Raw genomic sequence first — 23,414 nt, 5'->3', positions numbered from 1 at the left:
TCAATCGCGCCGCAGGTGATCCTTGATCGCGATCGGGTTGGGGAAGTTCAGCACCACGATATACGACGATACCAAGAAGGTCAGAATCGCCGTCGCCTGGATCAGGTGCGAGGCCTCGATGCCGATCAGCTTCTGGTTGAACGACAGAAACGCGATCAGCAACGAGAATTCACTGATCTGTCCCAGGCGGAATCCGATATCCCAGGCCAGCACCGTGTGTTCGCTCTGGTTGCCGAGCAGGTAGCGGAACACCGCGGGCTTGACCAGTAGTACCGCGGCGGCGGTGACCAGCGCCGGCAGTGCAATGCGCGGCAGCATATCCAGATGGAACTGGGCGCCGATACTGAAGAAAAACAGGATCAGGAAAAAGTCCCGCAACGGTTTCAGGCTCAGCGCGATGTACTGGGAGATGGGGCTGGTGGCCAGGGTAATACCGGCAATAAAGGCGCCGATCTCCCGCGACAGCCCCAGTACCTCGGCCAGTTCGGCAAGCCCCATACACCAGCCCAGCGCCAGCAGGAAAACGTACTCGTGAAAGCGGTCGAAGCGGGTAAACAGGGGTAGCAGCACATATTTCACCACCACCCAGGCGCAACCAACCAGCAGCGGCAGTGCGGCAAACGACAGCCCCAGCTGCGCCAGGTCCACCTCGCCGGTACTGCCGGACAGCAGGATCATCAGGCAGGTGATAGCGACAAAATCCTGAAACAGCAGCAGGCCCACCATCAGCTCGCCCAGATGTTTGTGGTGCAGCACGGTGGTGGGCAGCAGCTTGATGCCGATGATGGTACTGGAGAACATCATGGCCATGCCGATCACCCACGACTCGATGCGGGTGAAGCCGAACAGCTGGCCGATGGCAAAACCCAGCCCGAGGAAGATTGCGCAGCTGATCAGGCCGACAAAAGTGGCTTTGCGCAACACCGACAACAGCGCCTGTGGCTGCATGTCGAGGCCGAGCAGGAACAACAGGAAGATGATGCCGACATTGGACATGTCCGCCAGCAGGCTCACATTATTGATCACGCCCGCGCCCGAAGGGCCCAGTAGTATACCCAGCGCGATATACGCCACCAGCAGCGGCTGGCGCCCGAACAGCGCCAGCGAGGCGACAATGGCGGCGCCGCTGAAGATCAGGAAAAACGACTGGAACAGAGAGGTTTCCACCACCGGACATCCTTGCTACGTGGGTTTGAGTCCCATTATCCATAGATGGTAGTGCAGCGGGAATAGGGGCGGCCGCAGGGACGGACCCATTGGTTCACCCCTGCGGCCGATGGCGCAGCGTTGCCTGGTGGTCTACACGCGTATCACGTGCAAATGCGCGTTACAGATTAAACCAGCGCAGGTTCTCCGCCTGCGGTGACAGAATCGGTTGCGCGCAGAACTCGCCACTGGGCTGTTCCAGTATCTCGCGCGCCTGTTCGAGGAACCTTGCCAGCGGCGTGTCGACGGTGCGTGGTGCGCCTGAGTTGGCATCCAGTGACAGCGGCAGTACAGCGTCCCCGCTCTGGCCCTGGTAGCGCCACACGCCAGCCGGGGCGTCGTACTGGTAATAGGGCAGCAGCCGGTAACCGTGTTCGGCGATGATCTCCATCGCCTCAATCAGGTAGTCGACGGTTTCCTCGTCGAGGAAATAGTTGAAATTCAGGCGCACCCAGCCCGGCTTCAACAGGCTCTCGCCCTCGCTAACCACCTGTTCCAGCGCTTCGCTCAACTCCGGCGTCAGGTGCAGTAGTGAGTGGCCGTAGGGCCCGGCGCAGGAGCAGCCGCCGCGCACCTGAATACCGAACAGGTCGTTCAGCAGCGCGACGACAAAGCCGTGGTGCAGGGGTTTGCCTTCCCTGAGGATGTGCATGGAGACAATGCTGACCCGCGGCAATTCGGTACCGCCCAGAATCTCGATATTGGCGTTGTCGCGCCAGCGCGCAAAGGCACGCTCGAGCCACTGTGTCTCGCGTCTCTCGATGGTCTCGGCGCCGACGCGATCCTTCAGCGCGAACACCAGTCCGGCGCGCACCGATTCAACGATGGCCGGCGTGCCGGCCTCCTCGCGGCGTTCGCCCGCGGGCAGGTAGGTGTGTTTGTCCGGTCCCACCCAGGACACGGTACCGCCGCCGGGCACTGCCGGTTGCTCTTTGGGCAGCAGGGACTTTCGCACAATCAGGATCCCCGGCGTGCCCGGACCGCCGACAAATTTGTGCGGGGAGATAAACAGCGCGTCCTTGCGGGTGCTGTCGCCATCGCCGTTGACATCAATGGCCACATAGGGCGCTGCCGCGGCGTAATCCCAGAACGACAGCGCGCCGTGGCGGTGCAGCTGGGCGGTGACCGCATCCACATCGGTGCGAATGCCGGTGACATTGGAGGCGGCGGAGAAGCTGCCGATTTTCAGTGGGCGCTGGCTGTAGAGTTCCAGCGCCTCTTCCAGCGCCTGCAGGTCGACACCGCCGGCGTCGTTTTGCGGAATTGTCACCACGTCCGCAATAGACTCGCGCCAGGGCAGGTCGTTGGAATGGTGTTCGTAGGGGCCGATAAAGACGACCGGCCGCTGGTCCTGCGGCAGCTTTGCCGGGTCGGCGCCGAAGCGCTCGAAATGTGCAGCGCGCAGGCCGAGGCTGTCGACCAGGCGGTTGATGGCGGCGGTGGCACCGGCGCCACAGAAAATTACCGCGTGATCGTCGCCAGCGTTGACCGAACGGCGAATGGCGGCGCGCGCCTGTTCGCGGAACGCGGTGGTCTGGCGGCCGGTAGCGGAAGTTTCGGTGTGGGTGTTGGCGTACCAGGGCAGCACCTGATCGCGAATGCTGTCTTCGATAAAGGTCAGTCCGCGGCCGGAGGCGGTGTAGTCGGCATAGACCAGTGGCCGGGTACCGAAGGGAGTGGCCAGTGCCATGCGTTCGCCGATCACACTGGTGCGAATTTGCGTGAGCAGGGATTCGTTACAGGTCATGTTTACCTCAAGTCTCTACATCTGGTTGTTATTGTGTTTTCGCCTATACAACGCAGAAGCGGTCGTTTCCCGCAATCGCCAATTGGCGTCATTGCGGGAAACGACCGCTGCTGCGGTAAATTTCCCTGTGCGTCCTGTGCGCGTTATTCGCCGCTGGGGATCGGCAGCTCCGTAGTGCTCTTGATCTGCTCCATGGCGAAGTTCGAAACAATATCGCTGATACCGACATGGCGGATCAGTTCTTTATAGAAGCGGTCGTAAGCGCCGATATCGCTGACCACGACGCGCAGCAGGTAGTCGTAGTCTCCGGCCATGCGGTAACAATCCACCACCTCTGGCATATCCGCCATCTGCCGGGCAAAGGTTTCGGCCCATTCCGCGGTGTGCTGATCGGTCTTTACCTGGGCAAACACCGAAACCGGGAGCCCCAGGATTTCCGCATTGAGCAGCGCCACCTTGCGACGGATGATGCCGCTTTTCTCGAGTTTCTGCACCCGGCGCCAGCAGGGCGTTTTCGTCAGTCCCACGCGCTCGGCGAGCTCTTCGATGGAGAGGCTAACATCTGACTGTAGAATGGCAAGAAGTTGTCGATCAATTGCGTCTAGTGAGGACATGATTCTACAAAGCTCCCAATTTTGCCGGAATAAGTCTCTCACGGTGGCTTTCCGGTGCCATCGTTGGCAACAAAATACCCCGGCCATTTTTTGCGGATTGGCGCGGTCCGAGAGAGACCTGCCGCCGATGGACCCGAGCGGGATGCTTGGGCTCACACTCCGCATGCCACTGTAACGATAGGCTCCCAAAGTTGGCGTCGGTAGTGGAATTTTCTCCGGCGATAGGGGTGGTGCTCTGGAAGGCAGGCGGTTGAGAATCTTTTTTCAGCAACCTGCCGGGGCGACGCGGATGGTCGCCCGGGGAGGGAGCCCGCCGTTGGCGGGCCGACGCTATCAGGCGGCGTCTTTGGGTGGGAAGCGCGGCTCGAACAGGCCCAGCTCGATGGCCTTGTGCACCTGCGCCATCAGATCGATTTCGGTCAGTTCCTGCAGTTGCTGCAGGTCCTGCAGCACATAGTAGATCGGCTGCACGATATCGATGCGATAGGGGGTGCGCAGCGCGTCGAGCGCGTCGAAGTCATAGCGGGCCGGTTCGCTGCCCAGTGCGTACAGGGTTTCCTTCGGTGAGGACAGGATGCCGCCGCCGTAGATGCGCAGGCCGTCATCGGTCTGCAGCAGGCCGAACTCCACCGTAAACCAGTAGAGGCGGGCGAGATAGGCGCGCTCCTTGGGCGAGGCTTTGAGCCCGAGCTCGCCATACTTCTGCGTGAAGTTGGCAAATGCCGGGTTGGTCAGCATGGCGCAGTGACCGAAGATCTCGTGAAAGATATCCGGTTCCTGCAGGTAGTCGAACTCCTCGGGGGTGCGGATAAAGGTGGCCACCGGAAACTTGCGATCGGCGAGCAGGCCGAAGAAAGTCTCGAAGCCGATCAGCGCTGGAACGCGCGCGACTTCCCAGCCGGTTTCGCGACGCAGCACGTCGCTGATTTCGGCCAGTTGCGGGATGCGGTCACGGGGCAGGTCGAGCAGTTCCAGGCCGTGCAGGTATTCGTCACAGGCGCGTCCGGGCACCACCTGCAGCTGGCGCTCGATCAGGTGCTGCCAGGTCTGGTGCTCCTGCTCGCTGTAGTGAATGAAGCCCTGCGCGTCGGGCTCGCGGGCCACATACTTGCTGGGCTTCTTGGCGCTTTTGGCAGTCTTTTCTTGCATGGTGCTCTCCGGGCGTAGTCGCCTGTACCGGCGCGGCCACTGGGCCTGGCGCCTGCTGGCATTTGTTGTTATCGCTTGCCTCTATTTTTAGGCGGCGCCGGCGTTGCTGGGGAGGTTAATGACGGCACTCTTGCTGCCGCAGCGGCGCCCGAGCTACACTTTTTGTAAATAAAAGTTTACAGGTGGCCGGTGAGGGTAGAGATTACTTGCGATAATCGTGTGGGTATCTTGCATGAAATTATGCAGATATTTGCAGATTTTCGGATCAACGTGACGTCCGGCGAGCTGGGTGGCGATAGCGGGGACAAGGTCTACCTGTCTGCGCCGTCGATGTTGACCACCCAGTACCAGGCGATCGAGAAATCTCTGGCGCGGGTGCCGGGCGTGCGCCGCGTGCGACGCATCGCATTGATACCGTCGGAGCGGCGCCACTTTGAGCTGGATATCCTGCTGCGCCACGTCGCATCGCCGGTGCTGTCGGTGGATCGCGAGGGCCGCGTGGTGGCGGCCAACCTGGCGGCTGCGCGCGCGTTCGGCGTCAATCTCGATCGCGTGCCGGGCCTGCAGCTGCAGCGTTTTCTGCCGCTACTGCAGGTGGCGGAGCTGTTGCGGGATTTCGCCGTGCCGCGCTATGGCATGCCGGTCGAAGTGCGCGGCCGCAGCTACCAGCTGGAGTGGTCGCCGATTGCGCTGGCGGAGGTTCCCGCGTCGGCCGCGGAGGGCGCCGGTGCCGTGGAATCTCTGGCCGGTGCGGTGTTGACCCTGGAGCCCCGTGAAGTGGCCGGCAGCCTCAGTGAGCCGCCACCAGTGGCGGCGCTGTGGGATTTCGACCTGCGCCGCGAGAGCTGCCTGCAGCTGCAGGAGATGGCGGCGTTCGGCGCGCCGCTGCTGATTCGTGGCGAGCAGGGCAGCGGCAAGAGTACCTTTGCCGCCGCGGTGCACTACCTGTCGCCACTGGCGGCGGGGGGCGACTGCTATCGCTTGCAGCCCACCGGCGACGGGAGTGAACTCTCGTTGCCGGCGCACTGGCCGCAGCGCGGCACCCTGGTGATCGAAGATCTGCAGTGCCTGGACGACGGTGCCCAGCGCGCGCTGGCAGTGGCGTTGCAGTCGCTGCCGCCGGGCTTGCGCGCCGTGGCCACGGCGGCGCAGCGCGCGTCCCTGGTGCCGGCACTGCTGCAGGTGTTTTCCACTCTGGTACTGAACCTGCCGCCGCTGCGCGCCATGCGCCCGGCGCTGGGGCGCTTCGCCGGCGCGCTGCTGCGCAGCGAGTGCGGCGACAGCGCGGCGCCGGCGCTGGCGGCGGACGCGCTGGCGCAAATGGAGCGCCACGACTGGCCGGACAATTTCGCCGGCTTGCGGGATTACCTGTTGGCCGCGAGGCAGCGCTGCCGGCGCCGCGGCAGCGAATCGATCGAGCCGCTCGATCTGCCGGAACTCGACGCGCGGGCCCTGCCGCCGTGGCAGGCGTGGAGTCGCGGGCTGGATTATCGGCAGATCATGGCGCGGGTCGAGCGCGCGCTGCTGCAGGAGTTGCTGGCGGAATGCCACTCGACGCGCGAGTTGGCCAAACGGCTGGGTATTTCCCATACCGCGGTGGCGAACAAGTTGCGCAGGCACGGCCTCACGACAACCGCACCCTGACGCGCGCCAGGGAGGGCCAAGGAGGGGGGCTTCAGCGCTCGATGCGTCCGAGCAGCATATCCTTGAACATCACGAAGTCGCCCCAGAGGCTGTACAGGGGGTTTTTGAATGTGGCCGGGCGGTTGTGCTCGAAGAAAAAGTGGCCCACCCAGGCAAAGCCGTAACCGGCCAGCGGCACCGCGGCCAACCAGCGGTAGTTGCCGCTGAACAGTGCGATCAACACCAGCGCGATGACCAGGCCGGTGCCGACAAAGTGCAGGCGGCGGCAGGTGAGATTGCGGTGTTCCTGCAGGTAGAAGGGATAGAAGTCGCTGAAGCGGTTGAAGGTTTTCGGTTCGCCGGCAGCCATGGCGCGGTTCCTTGTTATTCTCATCACTTGGCGGCAGTTTACGGTGAAATGCCGGCCGCTCCAAGATGGTCGCGGCAGGCCCCAATCTGTTAGTCTGCGCGGGTTTTTTGCCGCTCCCGGCCGGTGCCGGGAGCTGTTTCAGTGGCGTCATTGAAGAGGAAGTTATGGCCGGTCCACTCTCGCATCTCAAAGTGCTCGATCTGAGCCGCATCCTGGCGGGCCCCTGGGCCGGCCAGGTGTTCGCCGATTTCGGCGCTGAAGTCATCAAGGTGGAACGCCCCGAGCGCGGCGACGATACCCGCCACTGGGGCCCTCCCTACCTGAAAGATCGCGACGGCGCCGATACCACCGACGCCGCTTATTACCTCAGTGCCAATCGCGGCAAGAAGTCCATCACCGTGGATATCACCACCGCGGAGGGACAGGCGCTGATCCGCGAGCTGGCGGCAAAGTGCGACATCGTGCTGGAAAACTACAAGGTCGGCGGCCTGGAAAAATATGGCCTGGATTATGCCAGCATCAAAGCGGTGAATCCCGGAATCGTCTACTGCTCGATTACCGGTTTCGGCCAGACAGGCCCGTATAAAAACCGCGCCGGCTACGATGCCATGATCCAGGGCATGGGCGGGCTGATGAGCATCACCGGCATACCGGAGGGGCAGCCCGGTGCCGGCCCGCAGAAAGTCGGGGTGGCGGTGGCGGACCTGATGACCGGAATGTACGCGGTTTCCGCGGTGCTCGCCGCCATCGTGCACCGCAACGAAACCGGTACCGGCCAGCATATCGACCTGGCACTGCTGGACACCCAGGTGGCCTGGCTTGCCAACCAGGCACAGAATTTCCTGCAGTCCGGCAAGAGCCCGGAGCGCCAGGGTACCGGCCACCCGAATATCGTGCCCTATCAGGCAGTGCCGTCCGCCGATGGCTACTTCATGTTGGCGATCGGTAACGACGACCAGTTCAAGCGGTTCTGCGCGATCGCCGGTGTCGGCGAGCTGGCGGAAAACCCCGCCTACGCCACCAACGCCGCGCGCGTACTCGCGCGCGAACAACTGGTACCGCTGGTGGAGGCTGCTACCCGCGAGCAGCCGTCTGCCTGGTGGCTGGAAAAGCTCAGCGACGCCCACGTACCCTGTGGCCCGATCAACACACTGGATCAGGTCTTCGCCGATCCGCAGGTGCAGGCGCGCGGCATGGTGGTCGAACAGCCGCATCCGCAGGCAGGCAAGGTGAAAACGGTGCGCAATCCGGTGGTGTTTTCCGACACAGCACTGGAGTATGAGCAGGGGCCGCCGATGTTGGGGGAGCACACCGCAGAGGTATTGCAGAAACTGTTGCACAAAGGGGAAGAAGACCTGGTGCGACTCAAAGCCGAGGGTGTTATCTAAACACCAAGTTTAACCAAGTAGCGCTTTGTCGATGTTTTAACGTGAGTGCGGGATTTTCCTGCGGATAGGGCGCCTGTGCGCCCCTGGCTTAGCATCTGGTATCCTGGGTTTTCAGTGTGGTTTGCAAGCAAGATGGTTTTGGGGGCATTCCCGGGTTGCCAGGCACCAACTATGGTTGGCGCGTGTTAGAACGCTGGTGGGGTTAAACGTTTTTTGGGGTGTGAGCAATAAAGTGCTGGTGTAGTGGTTGTGATAGCCAGGCTAAGAAATAAAAATATTTCAAAAATAATAAGGGATATATGAGCAACTACATCAAGTTCTGGTTTGCGATTGGTTTCTCACTATTACTGTCTGCGTGTGGCGGCGGTGGTGGTGGCAGTGAGAGCTCGGGCAGTACCGATTCCCCTCCGCCGAATACGGTTAATGCTGGCAGCGATTTATTTGGCGCTACGTTATCTGATCTGAAAGGGCGTGTTGCAATTGATGCAACCGAAACTCCGCTATCACTGGATAGCGCTCCGGCGCTGTTAAGCGCACTTTACGAATTCTATTATTTTGCCCAGCAAAGTTTTGACCAGTATCAGGACCCGGCGCTCTGGGGTGGTGATGCGCTTCAGGATGAGTCAGACGAGCAGGCTTGCGCGGGCGGAGGCAGCGTAAAAGTAGAGTCCTCTGCTGAAAATGCAGTACTGGCTTTCCGATTCAGCAACTGCGTTGATGGGGGCGTAACCCTTGATGGCGCACAGCGGGTAACCTGGCAGGAGATGCCGGGGAATACTGTCAGAATCCTGGTTGCCTATAACGAGTACAGTGTCATCGGCGGTGCGGAATCATTGCAGGTTGACGGTTCCGTTGACATGACTGTTTCGCGGGATTTGGGCTATCCGCTAAGTTTGACGCTCGATTTGATGATGGAGGACCAAAATCGTGGAGTCATCCGGGCAAACTCGGTCGAGTTTCAGGTGGATTCGCAAGATACTGCGGCCGGGAATGATTTTTATGCGTCGTTAACTCATGTCTCCGGCCTCGTGGAGTATGAAGGGTGGGGCGTTTCCCGGGTGGGTTTGGTGGACGCTGGTTCGGGGTTGCGGCTCTCCGGTAGCACGCCGGCATGGGCGCAGCTGTCGATCGAGCCGGATGGACTGGTTTTTGCCTTTGATGATGATGGCGATCTCGCTTTTGACAATCGCCTGTTCGTCGCAGTGCCAGACGAATACGCTCAAACGCCCCTGCATCAATTGGTGTCGTCGGTTCCAGAGGTGCGCAGCAAAATCTTTATCTATGAGGATGCGGAACCAATATCTGACGGCGTCACCTTGTTCGATACGGTTTCCTTTTTTCGCGATCCGGGTGGGAACCTGTTGCAATTCGAGGCCGATCTCAAGAAGGTTGAGCTGGTTCCGGATTCCTCTCTCGACAGCGAGCGGATTGATCTCACTGGTCACGCCGATGTTAGCTATAGCCTCTCCCAGCTTCACGCTGGCTACTTCTCTCTCGAGTCTGCTACGCCGGGGGAAATTGTAAAGTACACGTTCGAAATTCGGGCGAAAAATGCGTTTGGTGTCGACTTGTCTGAGCCGCTGCTTGTCGAGATCCCCGTTTACAGCGACCTGGATGGTGATGGAGAGTTTGATTACAGGGATAGCGATGACGATGGCGATGGCGTCGACGACGGCGCGGATGCATTTCCGCGGGATAAGAGTGAAAGTGTAGATACCGACGGGGACGGCGTAGGCAACAACCAGGATGTTGACGATGACGGTGATGGTGTTGCCGATGTCGAGGATGCCCAACCGCTGGATTGGGTTTGCAGTGCCATTGATGACATGACTGGCGATGTCTGTTCCTTTAGGACGCTCAATAAAACCTCTGTTTTTGTCGACAAAAATGGTGTCGTGTATTTCTGGTCACCATTTGAAGATCCGGTCTATCGGTGGGACTCGGTTGATCAGAGTTTTTTACCTGCTGTTTCCTTTAACCCAGTGGGCTATGACTTCCCCTCTCGTGAGCAAATCTCAGGGAATTTGCACTATTCAACAAGCGATCATGCCGTCTACGTTTTTCGCCAATATTCGTATGTGTCTCGTGTAGACCTATCTGCAGGTTTTGATGAGAAGTTGTTTTTTGATGGGGATGACTACGACATCAGCGCTTATTGGATATCTGGCATGCAGTTAAAAGATGAATCGCCGCAGGGGCCCGTATTCGCGGTAAATCGAATGGGTGGTATCGATCAAAAGTTTTTCAGTCTGGCGGCGGACGGTAGCCTTATGGATGAATACGCAGAACCTGTCCAATATGCGGATGATCCAAGCAATTTTCGACCGCACGATGTAGCGCCATTTTGTGATAGTGGTTTCTATGTCGATAGTGATGGCGTTTTTGTCGATATCGGCGTAGGGGGTCCGGCGTCAGATCCCTGTGTAAGCGGAGAGCCACTGCCCGTGGTGTCCGGTGACGGGCAGCTGGCGCTGACGCGTTATGGTGTCATGGATCAGGCGCGCAATATCGTCGCCGTGCCAGACCTGGCCTTCAATGCTGGAAGCGCCCAGTGGGCGAATGGTGAACTCTACTTCCTGGACAGGGAGCAGGGCACAGTTTCCCGTTATTCATCGACTGGAGAGAAACTTGATAGTATGACATTGCGCACGGCAGACCAGGGCGAGCAATACGCATACCGTATTTTCACGACGGGTTCGCAAATTATCATTGTGACCCGGTCAGGCGACGTCGATGGATTCGTGTATCCGCAGGTTTATGCGGCTGATGTGAGTGGTTAGGGCGCCTGGCCCCTTTTTTATCGACAAGCTATATCGAAAAAGCCCCGCATTTGCGGGGCTTTTGGTTTAGAAGGCGATATTCTTCGGCGTGCGCGGGAATGGAATCACGTCGCGGATGTTGCCCATGCCGGTGACGTAGGACACGATGCGGTCGAAGCCGAGGCCGAAGCCGGCGTGCGGCACGGTGCCGTAGCGACGCAGGTCGCGGTACCAGTCGAGGTGTTCCTTGGGAATGTTCATTTCGTCCATGCGCTCATCGAGCTTCTCCAGACGCTCTTCGCGCTGGGAGCCGCCGATGATCTCGCCGATACCCGGGGCCAGGACGTCCATCGCCGCCACGGTCTTGCCGTCGTCGTTCATGCGCATATAGAAGGCCTTGATGTCCTTCGGGTAGTTCATGACGATGACCGGCTTCTTGAAGTGCTTCTCGGCCAGGTAACGCTCGTGCTCGGAGGCGAGGTCGATGCCCCAGGAAACCGGGAACTCGAACTTCTCTTTACACTTCTCCAGGATTTCGATCGCATCCGAGTAGTTGATGCGCGCGAAGTCGTTGTCGATGATGTTTTCCAGGCGCGAGATAGCTTCCTTGTCGATGCGCTGGGCGAAGAAGGCCATATCGTCGGCGCGCTCTTCGAGTACCGCCTTGAAGACATATTTCAGCATCTTCTCGGACAGGTCGGCGGTGTCGGCCAGATCGGCGAAGGCGATTTCCGGTTCCACCATCCAGAACTCCGCCAGGTGGCGGGTGGTGTTGGAATTCTCCGCGCGGAAGGTGGGGCCAAAGGTGTAGACCTTGGACAGGGCCAGGCAGTAGCTCTCCACATTCAGCTGGCCGGACACGGTGAGGAAGCTTTCCTCACCGAAGAAGTCCCGGCCGAAATCGATCTCGCCCTTGTCGGTGCGCGGCAGGTTCTCCAGGTCCAGAGTGCTGACGCGGAACATTTCGCCGGCGCCTTCGCAGTCGGACGCGGTCAGGATCGGCGTATGGATCCAGTTGAAACCGTTCTCGTGGAAGAAGCGGTGCAGGGCCTGGGCGATGCAGTTGCGCACTCGCGCCACGGCGCCACCCACGTTGGTACGCACGCGCAGGTGGGCGTGTTCGCGCAGGTGTTCCATAGTGTGGCGCTTGGGCGACATCGGGTAGGTATCCGGGTCTTCTACCCAGCCCACCACCTGCACTTCGCTGGCCAGCAGCTCGATGGCCTGGCCCTTGCCCTCGGAGGCCTTCAGGGTGCCGGTGATATCCACGGCGCAGCCGGTGGTCAGGCGCAGGACCTCGGATTCGTAATTGTGCAGGTCGGCTTCGACCACCACCTGGATGGGGTCGAAGCAGCTGCCGTCATGTACGGCGAGGAAGGACAGGCCGGCCTTGGAGTCGCGGCGGGTTCTGATCCAGCCCTGGATGCGGGCTTCGCTGCCCTCGCGGCCGCTGGATTTCAAAAGGGAATCTACGGATTCGACTTGCATTGTTCTCGCTTACCTGAACTTGTGCGATCTGGGTAAAAAATAGCCACATCGCGCTCGGTTGAATGTCGCGGGCATATTGACGTTTTGGCGGCGGGAAATCCAGCCCTGCGGCGGGCAATGGCAAGTAACGCCACCCCGGCAGCGCGGGATGGCGGTGGCGGCAAGTGGGGGGTCAGGCCAGGCCGCGGCGGCGGAACAGCGGCTGCGTCTGTTCCACATCGGCCTGGTAGCTGTCGCTGAAGTCGCGCAGTGAATCCAGCAGGCCGGGCAGGGGCTGTTCACCCTCGTAGGCGAAAGCATTGAAGCCGCAGCGGCGCAGGTAGGTGAGCTGGTCGCGCATGAAGGCGCCCACCGCACGCAGCTCGCCGCTGAAGCCGTAGCGTTCGCGCAGCAGGCGGCCTGCGGTGAAGCCGCGACCGTCGGCAAAGGCGGGGAAGTGCACGGCCACCAGCGGGAGCTTGGCAGCGGCATCGTCGAGCTGTTCGGCGCTCTCGTCGCTGTCGAGCCACACACCGATCTCAGATCTGCGGCCTTCGAGATCGCCGCGCAGCGCCTGCCAGATACCGAGCGGCAGTATCACCTTGCCGGGCGCCAGGTTGTCGGCGGTAATCTCGCTGTTGTCGTCGCACTGTGGCAGCAGTCGCCACTCATTGGCTGTCACGCTGCCATCGACAATCAGTTCGGCCGGATTGGCCGGCTGCGGCCCGGGTTTAGCTGGCTTTGGCATAAACGGTCTCCTTGAAGGGCTGCAGGCCGATGCGGTTGTAGGTGTCGATAAACAGCTCATCCGGGTGGCGTTCGGCCACATAGAGATCGAGGATCTTGCCGATCACGTCGGTGACTTCGGCGCGCGAGAAGCTTGGACCGAGCACTTTGGCCAGGCTGGCCTGCTCGGAGGAGCTGCCACCCAGTTGCACCTGGTAGAACTCCTCGCCCTTCTTGTCCACGCCCAGAATGCCGATATGGCCCACGTGGTGGTGGCCACAGGCATTCATGCAACCGGAGATATTCAGGTTCAGGTCGCCCAGGTCGTAGAGGTAATCCATATCGTCGAAGCGGCGCTGGATCGCCTCCGCTATCGGAATCGACTTGGCGTTGGCCAGTGAGCAGTAGTCGCCGCCGGGGCAGCAGATCATATCAGTGAGGGTGCCGATATTCGGCGTGGCGAAGCCGTGTGCGCGCGCCGTTTGCCAAACCTCGTAGAGTTTGTCCTGCTGCACATCCGCCAGCACCACATTCTGGTCGTGGGTGACGCGCGCCTCGCCGAAGCTGAAGGCGTCGGCCAGATCGGCAATGGCCTCCATCTGGCGGTCGGTGACGTCACCGGGCGGCACCCCGGTGGGCTTGGTGGACAGCCGCACCGCGCGGTAGCCGGGTACGCGGTGGCGGAAGGTATTGCGCTCCAGCCAGCGGGAGAAGGCTTTGTCCTCTGCGGCCTGCTGTTCCAGCGCGGTGTCACTGGCGGCGCCGTCGAAGGCGTTGTAGGCCGGTTCGGTAAAGAACGACTTGGCCCAGGCCAGTGCCTCAGGCGTCAGCTGTTCGGCACCGTCTTTGATCTTTTCCCATTCCGCTTCCACCAGGCGGGCAAATTCTTCGGCGCCCATGGCCTTGACCAGAATCTTGATGCGCGCCTTGTACTTGTTGTCGCGGCGGCCCAACTGGTTGTAGATGCGCACGATCGCCTCGAGATAGGACAGCAGGTCGCGTTCCGGCAGGAAATCGCGGATCAACTCGGCGATTACCGGTGTGCGGCCCTGGCCGCCGCCGACGAGTACCTGGAAGCCGATCTCGCCGTCGCGCTCGACAATCTGTACGCCGATATCGTGCACGCGAATGGCGGCGCGGTCGGTGGTGGCACCGTTGACGGCGATTTTGAACTTGCGTGGCAGGAAGGCGAACTCCGGGTGGAAGGTGGACCACTGGCGGATCAGCTCGCAGTAGGGGCGCGGATCCACGATCTCGTCGCGGGCCACGCCGGCATAGGGGTCGGAAGTGGTGTTGCGGATGCAGTTGCCGCTGGTCTGTACCGCGTGCATCTCCACCTCGGCCAGTTCGGCGAGGATATCCGGCACTTCCTCCAGCTGTGGCCAGTTGAACTGCAGGTTCTGGCGCGTGGTGAAATGCGCGTAGCCCTTGTCGTAGTCGCGGCTGATACGGGCCAGGCGGCGGATCTGCGCGCTGTTCAGCAGGCCGTAGGGCACGGCGATGCGCAGCATCGGTGCCAGTCGCTGGATATAGAGGCCATTCTGCAGCCGCAGGGGGAGGAATTGCTCCTCGCTCAACTCGCCGGCCAGATAGCGTTCGGTCTGGCCGCGAAACTGGGTCACGCGCTCGCCGATAATAGTGCGGTCCCGGTCGTCATATCGATACATAACAGCTTGATTCCATAGCTCTTTTGCGCTGGGAGCGGCGTGCGGGGCGGCCCCGGCCAGACTCCGATGGCGCATAACATACCAGCGGCCTTATGCAAAAAATAACAATATTTTTTGCTAGACAGGTAACAAACGGTTATAAGCCGCGAGGCCTGCCACAGCCGGCTCCGGTTGCGCTACGGAAGGGTATTTGCTCTACTTGACTGACCGTTTGCGGACGGTGCAGCTACCCTGAATAACAATAATCAGCAATCGGAGTCTTTCGATGAGTGAAGAAGTAGTTGTATCTAATGATAGTGACAATGCGGTGGATGCCATCGCGGCGGTGGCCCTGGTGGCTATCTTTGTCGGCACCTGTATTTTCTGGGTGGCTTCCCACTGACCAACCCCGTATTTCGCCCGGAGCAGAGTGGTCCCGGGCCAGCCCTCCCGCCTACTTCTTAATATCCCGCTGAGAGCAATTCCCCAGCTGCATACAGTGTGCGCACTGAACGCGGAAACGATTAGGGGCGGTGTTTCTGGTGGGCGCGGCGCACTCTGTGCGCGCGCGGAGTGACGGGGGCTTACTGGCCGAGGTTGTTCAGCACGGTCTTAACCACGACGACCAGGGTAATCACAAATAGCGTGGTAAAGATAATGCCGGCGGCGATATAGGTCTTGATATTGCCGCCCTTGAAATCCCGCTCGCGGTTTTTACTGCTCTGCACGCCGATCGCGGCGGCCAGGGTGCTGAGCACCACCTGGCCGAAGGACGGTTTGTCTTTTTTATGGTTGTCGTCACGCATTGCTTGGTCCTGTACTCAGTCCTCGAGGTTGGGGCGCAGCCAGCGTTCCAGCTCCTGTTCACTCATACCCTTGCGCTGTGCCAGGTCGGCGAGCTGGTCGCGACCGATCTTGCCCACATTGAAGTACTTGGCCTCGGGGTGGGCGAAGTACCAGCCGCTGACGGACGCCGCCGGCAGCATGGCAAAGTGTTCGGTCAGGCTCATTCCTGCATTTTGCTCCGCGTCGAGCAGTTTGAACAGGGTGCTTTTCTCAGAATGATCCGGGCAGGCCGGATAGCCGGGCGCCGGGCGGATACCGCGGTAGGCTTCCTTGATCAGTTCCTCGTTGGAGAGGGTTTCGTCGGGCGCGTAGCCCCAGAACTGTTTGCGTACCTGCTGGTGCAGGGTTTCGGCCAGGGATTCCGCCAGGCGGTCCGCGAGTGCCTTGACCATGATCGCGTTATAGTCGTCGTGCTTGGCCTCGTACTCCGCTGCCAGTTCGTCGGCGCCGATGCCGGCGGTGACGGCGAAGCCGCCCACGTAGTCGGCCACGCCGGAGCCGTCAGACCGGACGGTGCCTGCGGGTGCGACGAAATCGGCCAGTGAGCGGCACAGGCCGTCGCCGCCGCGCTTCTGTACCTGCTGGCGCATCTGGTGCAGGCGCGCCAGCTCCGCGGTGCGGCGCTCATCCTTGTACACCACGATATCGTCGCCGTCGCTGTTGGCCGGCCACAGGCCGAATACGGCGCGGGCGCGCAGCAGTTTTTTGTCGATGATCTGTTGCAGCATCCGCTGGGCGTTCTGGTACAGATCGGTGGCCGCCTCGCCGACGACTTCGTCGTTGAGAATTGCCGGGTATTTGCCGGCCAGATCCCAGGAGATAAAGAAGGGCGTCCAGTCGATAGTGTCTACCAGCTGTTCCAGCGGGAAGTCGTCGATCACGGTCACGCCGGGCTTGTTGGGCACGGCGGCGGTGTAGCCGGCCCAGTCGAATTGCGGGCCGGCCTGCAGTGCTTCTTCGTAACTGAGGCGTTTGTCGTTGCGCTTGCGGTTGGCGGTGCGCGCGCGCACCTTATCGTATTCCTCGCGGATACCTTTGACGAACGCCGGGCGCAGCTCGTCAGAAATCAGGCTGCTGGCCACACCCACCGCGCGCGAGGCGTCGGCGACATAGACAGTCTGGTTGCGGTGATACTGCGGATCGATTTTCACCGCGGTGTGCGCCTTGGAGGTAGTCGCGCCGCCGATCAGCAGCGGGATATCGAATTCCTGGCGTTCCATCTCCGCGGCCATGTGCACCATTTCATCCAGCGACGGCGTGATCAGGCCGGACAGGCCGATGATGTCGCACTGCTTTTCTTTCGCCGTCTGCAGGATGGTTTCCGCCGGCACCATCACGCCGAGGTCGATCACTTCGTAGTTGTTGCAGGCCAGTACCACGCCGACGATGTTCTTGCCGATATCGTGCACGTCGCCCTTGACCGTGGCCATCAGGATGCGGCCGTTGGTCTTGCTGTCTTCGGTCTTTTCCGCCTCGATATAGGGCTGCAGGTAGGCCACCGCCTGTTTCATGACCCGTGCGGATTTCACCACCTGCGGCAGGAACATCTTGCCGGCGCCGAACAGGTCGCCGACCACGTTCATGCCGTCCATCAGTGGCCCCTCGATCACGTCCAGCGGGCGCTTGGACACGGCGCGGGCGGCCTCGGTATCCTCGACGATATAGTTGTTGATGCCCTTGACCAGCGCGTGCGCCAGACGCTTGTTAACCGGCAGCTCACGCCAGGACAGGTCTTCCTTGCGCGCCTGGGTGCTGCCGTCGCCGCGGTATTGCTCGGCAATATCCAGCAGCGCTTCGGTGGCGTCCGGGTTGCGGTTCAGGATCACGTCCTCGACCTTGTCGCGCAATGCCTGCGGCAGCTCGTCGTAGACCTCGAGCATGCCCGCGTTGACGATGCCCATGTTCAGGCCCGCCTTGATCGCGTGGAACAGGAACACCGAATGGATCGCCTCGCGCACCGGGTTGTTGCCGCGGAAGGAGAAGGACACATTGGATACGCCGCCGGACACATTGGCGCCGGGCAGGTTCTGGCGAATCCAGGCTGCGGCCTCGATGAAATCCACCGCGTAATTGTTGTGCTCCTCGATGCCGGTGGCGACGGCGAAGATGTTCGGATCGAAGACGATGTCGTTGGGGGCGAAGCCGACTTTGTTGACCAGCACGTCGTAGCTGCGCTTGCAGATCTCGGTCTTGCGTTCGAGGGTGTCCGCCTGGCCGTCCTCGTCGAAGGCCATCACCACCACCGCGGCGCCGTAGCGCAGACACAGGCGCGCCTTGTCGATAAAGTCCTGCTCGCCTTCTTTCAGGCTGATGGAGTTGACGATCGGCTTGCCCTGGATGCACTGCAGACCGGCCTCGATCACCTCCCACTTGGAGGAGTCCACCATAAACGGTACCTTGGCGATGTCCGGCTCGGTGGCGGCGAGGTTGAGGAAGCGGCGCATGGCGGCGACGGAATCCAGCATCGCCTCGTCCATATTGAAGTCGATCACCTGGGCGCCGTCCTCGACCTGGGCGGCGGCCACCTGCAGCGCGGTGTCGTAGTCCTCTTCCATGACCAGGCGTTTGAACCGTGCCGAGCCGGTCACGTTGCAGCGCTCGCCGACATTGACGAACAGCGAGTTCTCGTCGACCACAAACGGTTCCAGGCCCGACAGGCGCAGGGCCGGCTTGATCTCCGGCAGCGGGCGCGGGGCGATGGCGGCCACCGCATCGGCGATCGCGCGGATATGCTCCGGCGTGGTACCGCAGCAGCCGCCGAGAATATTCAGGAAGCCGCTCTGCGCGAACTCGGCCACGATGGCTGCGGTCTCTGCCGGCGTCTCGTCGTACTCGCCGAATTCGTTCGGCAGGCCGGCGTTGGGGTGTGCGGAAACGTGTTCGGCACAGACCCCGGACAAGGCCTCGATATAGGGGCGCAGCTCGGTGGCGCCGAGGGCGCAGTTGAGACCGACGGACAGCGGCTTGGCGTGGGCCACGGAGTAGTAGAAGGCTTCGGTGGTCTGGCCGGATAACGTGCGGCCGGAGGCATCGGTGATAGTGCCGGAAATCATGATCGGCAATTCGAAGCCCAGTTCGTCCCACAGCTGTTGCAGCGCGTAGATCGCTGCCTTGGCATTTAGCGTATCGAAGATGGTTTCGATCAGGATCAGGTCGGAACCGCCCTCGATCAGTGCGCGGCCGGCTTCCACGTAGTTGTCCACCAGCTGTTGGAAGGTCACGTTGCGCGCGCCCGGATCGTTAACGTCCGGGGAGATGCTGGCGGTGCGCGAGGTCGGCCCGATCACGCCCGCTACCCAGCGCGGCTTGTCCGGCGTGGCCAGCGCATCGGCGGCGCGGCGTGCGACTTCGGCCGCGGCGCGGTTCAGTTCCGGCACCAGGTCTTCCATGGCGTAATCGGACTGCGACAGGCGCGTGGCATTGAAGGTGTTGGTTTCGATAATGTCGGCACCGGCTTCGAGATACTCCCGGTGCAGGCGTTCGATCAGATCCGGCTGGGTCAGGCTCAGCAGGTCGTTGTTGCCCTTGACGTCGCGGTCGAAGTCCGCGAAACGCGCGCCGCGATATTGGCTCTCGTCCAGTTTTTCCCGCTGGATCATGGTGCCCATGGCGCCGTCCAGAATCAGGATGCGCTGCTGGAGCGCGGCGTGAAGCTGCTGGAGGCGTTCGCTGCGGGACTGCTGGGACATAGAGGCGTTTCCTTAAGCCGGATCTGGTCGGTTAGCGGGTTAAAAAGGGCGGCTATCTTACCATTCCCGGGCCCGCCATGTTGGGCTGTGATCGCGCGCCGCGACAGGGCTCGCCTTATGCAAAATAGACCTAAAAGCTGACTTAATCTGTCTAAGCTGTTGCGTATCTGCGGCGCGGGCGCAACAGCACGGTTCGCAGCGGTTTAACTTATGGCCCAGTCAGAGTAAAATACCCGACAAAGGAACTCGGTTATTTGAGAAGCAATATGTCACAGCAGTCTTCCGAACTGAACGTCACCATCACTGACTCCGCCCGCGAGTACCTGCGCGACCTGCTCGCCAAGCAGGAATGCGAGGGCATCGCCATCCGCATGTTCGTGTCCAACCCGGGCACGCCCAATGCAGAGACCTGTATCGCCTACTGCCGCCCCGGCGAGGAGCAGGAGGGCGATGTGCTGGTGGAGATGGACGGCCTCAAGGCCTATTTCGAGGGCCGCTCGGTACCCTACCTGGACGAGGCGCGGGTCGATTTCGGCGCGGACAAGATGGGCGGCCAGCTCACCATCCGCGCGCCCAATTCGCGCATGCCCAAGATCACCGACGACAGCCCGATTGAAGACCGCATCAACTATGTGCTCTACAACGAGGTCAACCCGGGCCTCGCCGCCCATGGCGGCCAGGTGAGCCTGGTGGAGGTTACCGACGATCACTACGCGGTGCTGAAATTCGGCGGTGGTTGCCAGGGCTGCGGCATGGTGGACATGACCCTGAAAGAGGGCGTGGAGAAAACCCTGAAAGAGAAGGTGCCGGAACTGGCCGGGGTGAAGGACGTCACCGACCACAGTGATAAGTCGCAGGCTTATTACTGATCACCGCCATCTGCCAGTGATCCCAGAAGGGCGAACCCGCAGGTTCGCCCTTTTTATTTTTCCGTCGGTCAGGGCACGACCAGGTCATCCACCAGCCGTTTGCGGCTGGAAAATGGATAATCCGCAGGTGAAAACGGCATGGCCACAGTGTTGTAGCTCTGGATCAGCTTTCTCAGCTCGATTCTCTCCGCCGCGCTATAGCTGGTCTTCCTCGCATCGTCCGTGAAATCGATCAACCGTTGAACTGCGGCCTGCTTGGTCTGTATTTGTTCTACTGAATCGGGCGCGATCACACAGACTCCGTATGTCCCCTGGCAGTGGTTTCCCCAGGTATCCGTCGCCATCTGCTCCAGTGCCTGCGGCTCAGTGAGGAGGTTGGCAAAGGCACTTCTGAACATCGGGTGTGTCTGCGCAGATTTGATATAGCTATCGATAAAGTCCTGCATTAGCAGCTGCGCCGCGGTCGACTCTTTTTTTGCTGAATCACCGAGCAGGTGCAGGCTGTTGCGATACCAGGTCGTTGCCGCGGGCGTAAAATACTCCCCATCGCTGCAATCCGGTGCGGGATGCCGTCCGAATACGGCCGTAGTGACGCTGCCATCCTGTACCCGGTAGGAACAGGCGGGCAGCATTCCTGCTGCGATAGCACTATCCAGCTCAAGGGGTGTGATATCGAGTCGGGCCAACAATTCTTTGCGGGTGATGTAATGTTGGTTGAGATAGTCCTGTAACAAGATGCTCTCCTTCGTATGGTTAGTGCGGGCGGGGCAAATGAGTTCGGTGGGTTACGGCAGATCGTTAGGTGCCTGTGTCCCGGTCGCGCAGGCTGTAATCGCGCTTCACATCGGCGACACGTAATCTGTAGTGCGTAAACAGTTCCTCCTTGCCCCGCCGTTGGGCCTGGCGGTGCGGCGGATGCCTTCTCCAGGTTTCTATCGCGGTTTCATCCCTCCAGAAAGACAGCGATAGCATTCGGCGTGGATCGGCGACGCTCTGAAATCGTTCGATCGACAGAAAACCGTCTACCTGCTCCAGTTCCCGTTTCAGTGCGCCGGCCATCGCGAGATAGGAATCTCTCTCTCCCTCGACAGGTTCCACCTCAAAAATAACAGCAATCATCGCAATGACCTCGGCGGCTGTTTGTAAGTGCCCGAAACGACGGTGAGAAACGAGCGCTTCTCTTCGAGAATGAACTTGTGGGTATGTGCGAACTGGAAGTTGTCGTCGCCCTGTTGGTCCTTCCTGAGTCTGCGGCGGTAGCGTTCATAGTCTCCCAGACTGTCAAATGTAATCAGCCCAAAGGCAAGTTTATTGCTGCCTTCGTGTGGCAGGAGATATCCAAGCAGATCCCCGCCACAGATGGGAATGATCTCACCCCAGCGGTTTGCATGCTGCTCAAACTGGGTGAGCTTGAATAGATCGAGTTTGTACTCAATAAAAACGGTAACGCTCATTGCAGTTGTTTCCGGTGATGCTTTGACGCATTCTAGTTTTTCTCAAGAGTCATGCTTCGATGTCTATCGAATTGACGAATTGGTCAGCTGAATAGGATCTGCGTGAAAATGCTGGAACCAAATATTGCCGGTGTGGCGAGCCTGATCGGTGATCCTGCCCGCGCCCATATGCTGATCGCCCTGATGGGCGGTAAGGCCCTGACGGCCACCGAGCTAGCTCTGGAAGCAGGCATCACGCCGCAAACGGCGAGCAGCCATTTGGGTAAGCTTGTCGATAGTGGCTTGGTGATGGCCAGGAAGCAGGGGCGGCACAAATATTTTCAGTTACAGGGTGCGGAGGTTGCCGAATTGCTGGAAATGATGTTGAACCTCAGTACACAGATGGCACCGCTCAAGATAACCACGGGGCCCGGCGATCCGAATCTCCGCAGAGCGCGGGTCTGTTACGACCACCTCGCCGGTGAAGTCGGTGTCGCGCTCTACGATGCGTTGGTGGCGGGTAAGTATCTTGTCGACAATGGCAGCGAGACGCTGCTGACAGCGACAGGCAGGACCTTCTTTCTCTCTCAGGGCATGCCATTGGATGAGTTCAATGGTGGGCGGCGTCCGTTGTGCAAATCGTGCCTCGATTGGAGCGAGAGGCGCAATCACCTAGCCGGCAGAATCGGGCAGTGGATTCTCGAAGATACCCTGGCTCGGAGGTGGGCATCCAGGGACCCGGTCTCGAGAGCAATCCTGTTCAGTACGGGCGGCTTCGCCAAGTTTGCAGGGAAATATGGGCTAGCTGGTTGCTACGCCGCGTTCGATTTTCGCGGTCGTTAGACGCCCGTTAGAAATCATCCACTACATCCACCCCCTCCAGATACACACCGTCGTAGCCGGCGTTGATCAGGCGGTAGATAAACGAATTGTTATCGCCGTAGATAATGTCCTGCCAGCCGCGGAGCCAGTAATTGACCCGGTAATCCGTTGAGGTACTGGCGAGCGGGTCCCCGAGCCACTCCGGCGGGTTGGAAACCCACTGGCTCTGCCAGTAGTAGCGATCGCTGTCGGCGTGGCCGATATCGATGGCCGCGATCAGCAGCCGGTCGCCGCCGTCGCCCTTCACCCGCATCTGGCGGATCTGGTCGCTGGTATAGGGTTCGCCGTTGAAGTCGTAGTCCAGTACCACCAGGTCATAATTCGACGCGCTGATTGCGTCCACCAGCTCCTGTGGAGTGGAATAGAGTGCGGTATCGACCAGGATCAGGAAGTTATTCGCATCGGAGAATTTGCGGATATCGCGCCGGTTGAACCGGTAGGGCACATCGGGATAGCGGGGAATATTGTCGCGGCCGAAATTGTCGGCGGCGAAAGAAATATAGCCGGCATCGAAATTCTTCTGGTAGGAATCGTCGATGTTGGCCGTACTGCTGGCGTAATCGGTGACCATGATGACCGCGCGACCCTCGTTGCGGGCGATATCCAGGTAGGTGCGCAGCCGCTCGCTCTCGTTATCCGGCGTGGCCTGGTCGAGGCCATTGAAGCCGTAGAACACGGAGTCCTGCGCCAGGCCGTTGATCGCGCTCACGTAGCGGGTGTCGGTATCGCCGGTGGTTTTACCGTTTGTCGTTACCAGTTCCACTCCGCCGTGGGGAATGACGAGGAAGGCGGGATCCAGTCCGTGCGCGTAATCGCTGATGCCTTCGACGAAGTCGCGCATATCCTGCGGACGATCCGTGCGGCCAGTTTCCGGCAGGAAAGAAGGTACGTTGTTGAAATCACAGCCCGTGAATAACAGGGACAGCAGGGGCAACAGTAATACGGCTTGGGGGCGTTTCAAGATCCTTCTCCAGATACTCCATTCGTTGACTGGACGTTA

At 60.5% G+C, this 23,414-nt stretch carries 19 protein-coding genes; 5 read left to right on the top strand and 14 right to left on the bottom strand.

The genetic code is table 11. The features are described 5' to 3' along the window. The 4 genes from ABDK11_RS10765 to phhA all read right to left on the bottom strand — a co-directional run bounded on the left by ABDK11_RS10765 (window position 1) and on the right by phhA (window position 4,716). Window positions 1–1,167 (bottom strand): cation:proton antiporter, encoded by a 1,167-nt coding sequence (locus ABDK11_RS10765; RefSeq protein ID WP_346836507.1) that lies wholly within the window; start codon window positions 1,165–1,167, stop codon window positions 1–3. Between the two features lie 160 nt (window positions 1,168–1,327). Beyond that, complete coding sequence (locus ABDK11_RS10760; protein ID WP_346836506.1) at window positions 1,328–2,953, bottom strand: aminotransferase class V-fold PLP-dependent enzyme; 1,626 nt, start codon at window positions 2,951–2,953, stop codon at window positions 1,328–1,330. Between the two features lie 143 nt (window positions 2,954–3,096). Beyond that, window positions 3,097–3,567, bottom strand: coding sequence for an Lrp/AsnC family transcriptional regulator (locus ABDK11_RS10755; RefSeq protein WP_346836505.1), 471 nt, complete (start codon window positions 3,565–3,567; stop codon window positions 3,097–3,099). Window positions 3,568–3,900: 333 nt separating this feature from the next. Beyond that, complete coding sequence (gene phhA, locus ABDK11_RS10750; protein WP_346836504.1) at window positions 3,901–4,716, bottom strand: phenylalanine 4-monooxygenase; 816 nt, start codon at window positions 4,714–4,716, stop codon at window positions 3,901–3,903. Between the two features lie 240 nt (window positions 4,717–4,956). Here phhA and ABDK11_RS10745 point away from each other — a divergent pair, with 240 nt between their 5' ends. After that, window positions 4,957–6,360, top strand: a complete 1,404-nt coding sequence (locus ABDK11_RS10745) for a TyrR/PhhR family helix-turn-helix DNA-binding protein (RefSeq protein WP_346836503.1) — start codon at window positions 4,957–4,959, stop codon at window positions 6,358–6,360. A 31-nt stretch (window positions 6,361–6,391) separates the two neighbouring features. On the opposite strand, the gene ABDK11_RS10740 is transcribed toward ABDK11_RS10745, so the two are convergent. Continuing rightward, window positions 6,392–6,709, bottom strand: a complete 318-nt coding sequence (locus ABDK11_RS10740) for a DUF962 domain-containing protein (RefSeq protein WP_346836502.1) — start codon at window positions 6,707–6,709, stop codon at window positions 6,392–6,394. Window positions 6,710–6,873: 164 nt separating this feature from the next. On the opposite strand from ABDK11_RS10740, the gene ABDK11_RS10735 reads away from it, so the two are divergent. Then, the gene (locus ABDK11_RS10735; RefSeq protein WP_346836501.1) at window positions 6,874–8,097 is read left to right on the top strand and encodes a CaiB/BaiF CoA-transferase family protein; all 1,224 of its coding nucleotides are present in this window, start codon (window positions 6,874–6,876) and stop codon (window positions 8,095–8,097) included. 299 nt (window positions 8,098–8,396) lie between these two features. After that, on the top strand, window positions 8,397–10,877 hold the full coding sequence (locus ABDK11_RS10730) for a hypothetical protein (RefSeq protein ID WP_346836500.1): 2,481 nt from the start codon (window positions 8,397–8,399) through the stop codon (window positions 10,875–10,877). Window positions 10,878–10,943: 66 nt separating this feature from the next. On the opposite strand, the gene asnS is transcribed toward ABDK11_RS10730, so the two are convergent. From asnS to metH, 5 genes are all read right to left on the bottom strand, one after another. Next, the gene (asnS, locus tag ABDK11_RS10725) at window positions 10,944–12,344 is read right to left on the bottom strand and encodes an asparagine--tRNA ligase (RefSeq protein ID WP_346836499.1); all 1,401 of its coding nucleotides are present in this window, start codon (window positions 12,342–12,344) and stop codon (window positions 10,944–10,946) included. 172 nt (window positions 12,345–12,516) lie between these two features. Continuing rightward, window positions 12,517–13,071, bottom strand: a complete 555-nt coding sequence (locus ABDK11_RS10720; protein ID WP_346836498.1) for a DUF934 domain-containing protein — start codon at window positions 13,069–13,071, stop codon at window positions 12,517–12,519. Beyond that, on the bottom strand, window positions 13,055–14,716 hold the full coding sequence (locus ABDK11_RS10715) for a nitrite/sulfite reductase (protein WP_346836497.1): 1,662 nt from the start codon (window positions 14,714–14,716) through the stop codon (window positions 13,055–13,057). The genes ABDK11_RS10720 and ABDK11_RS10715 overlap by 17 nt, the downstream gene beginning before the upstream one ends. Window positions 14,717–15,279: 563 nt before the next feature. Next, window positions 15,280–15,501 carry a DUF2970 domain-containing protein gene (locus ABDK11_RS10710; RefSeq protein ID WP_346836496.1) on the bottom strand — a complete coding sequence of 74 codons (222 nt, stop codon included), beginning with the start codon at window positions 15,499–15,501 and terminating at the stop codon, window positions 15,280–15,282. Between the two features lie 15 nt (window positions 15,502–15,516). Next, a complete protein-coding gene (metH, locus tag ABDK11_RS10705; protein WP_346836495.1) occupies window positions 15,517–19,230 on the bottom strand; it encodes a methionine synthase in 3,714 nt (1,237 codons plus the stop codon). A gap of 266 nt (window positions 19,231–19,496) precedes the next feature. Here metH and nfuA point away from each other — a divergent pair, with 266 nt between their 5' ends. Continuing rightward, window positions 19,497–20,099 (top strand): Fe-S biogenesis protein NfuA, encoded by a 603-nt coding sequence (gene nfuA / locus ABDK11_RS10700; RefSeq protein WP_346836494.1) that lies wholly within the window; start codon window positions 19,497–19,499, stop codon window positions 20,097–20,099. 68 nt (window positions 20,100–20,167) lie between these two features. Here nfuA and ABDK11_RS10695 read toward each other — a convergent pair whose 3' ends face one another. From ABDK11_RS10695 to ABDK11_RS10685, 3 genes are all read right to left on the bottom strand, one after another. Next, window positions 20,168–20,833: a DUF6058 family natural product biosynthesis protein gene (locus ABDK11_RS10695; protein ID WP_346836493.1), complete on the bottom strand. Its 666-nt coding sequence runs from the start codon at window positions 20,831–20,833 to the stop codon at window positions 20,168–20,170. A 64-nt stretch (window positions 20,834–20,897) separates the two neighbouring features. Then, window positions 20,898–21,218: an antibiotic biosynthesis monooxygenase gene (locus ABDK11_RS10690; RefSeq protein ID WP_346836492.1), complete on the bottom strand. Its 321-nt coding sequence runs from the start codon at window positions 21,216–21,218 to the stop codon at window positions 20,898–20,900. Beyond that, a complete protein-coding gene (locus tag ABDK11_RS10685) occupies window positions 21,215–21,553 on the bottom strand; it encodes an NIPSNAP family protein (RefSeq protein ID WP_346836491.1) in 339 nt (112 codons plus the stop codon). Before ABDK11_RS10685 ends, ABDK11_RS10690 begins: the two co-directional genes overlap by 4 nt. A 108-nt stretch (window positions 21,554–21,661) precedes the next feature. On the opposite strand from ABDK11_RS10685, the gene ABDK11_RS10680 reads away from it, so the two are divergent. After that, a complete protein-coding gene (locus tag ABDK11_RS10680; protein ID WP_346840195.1) occupies window positions 21,662–22,375 on the top strand; it encodes a winged helix-turn-helix domain-containing protein in 714 nt (237 codons plus the stop codon). 7 nt (window positions 22,376–22,382) lie between these two features. On the opposite strand, the gene ABDK11_RS10675 is transcribed toward ABDK11_RS10680, so the two are convergent. Continuing rightward, on the bottom strand, window positions 22,383–23,375 hold the full coding sequence (locus tag ABDK11_RS10675; protein WP_346836490.1) for a hypothetical protein: 993 nt from the start codon (window positions 23,373–23,375) through the stop codon (window positions 22,383–22,385). Window positions 23,376–23,414: the final 39 nt, after the last annotated feature.

Origin of the sequence: Microbulbifer sp. SAOS-129_SWC, assembly GCF_039696035.1 — a bacterium.
Lineage (GTDB): Bacteria > Pseudomonadota > Gammaproteobacteria > Pseudomonadales > Cellvibrionaceae > Microbulbifer.
The sequence above is the reverse complement of the archived record's forward strand: the minus strand, read 5'-3'. Positions and strand labels throughout refer to the sequence as shown.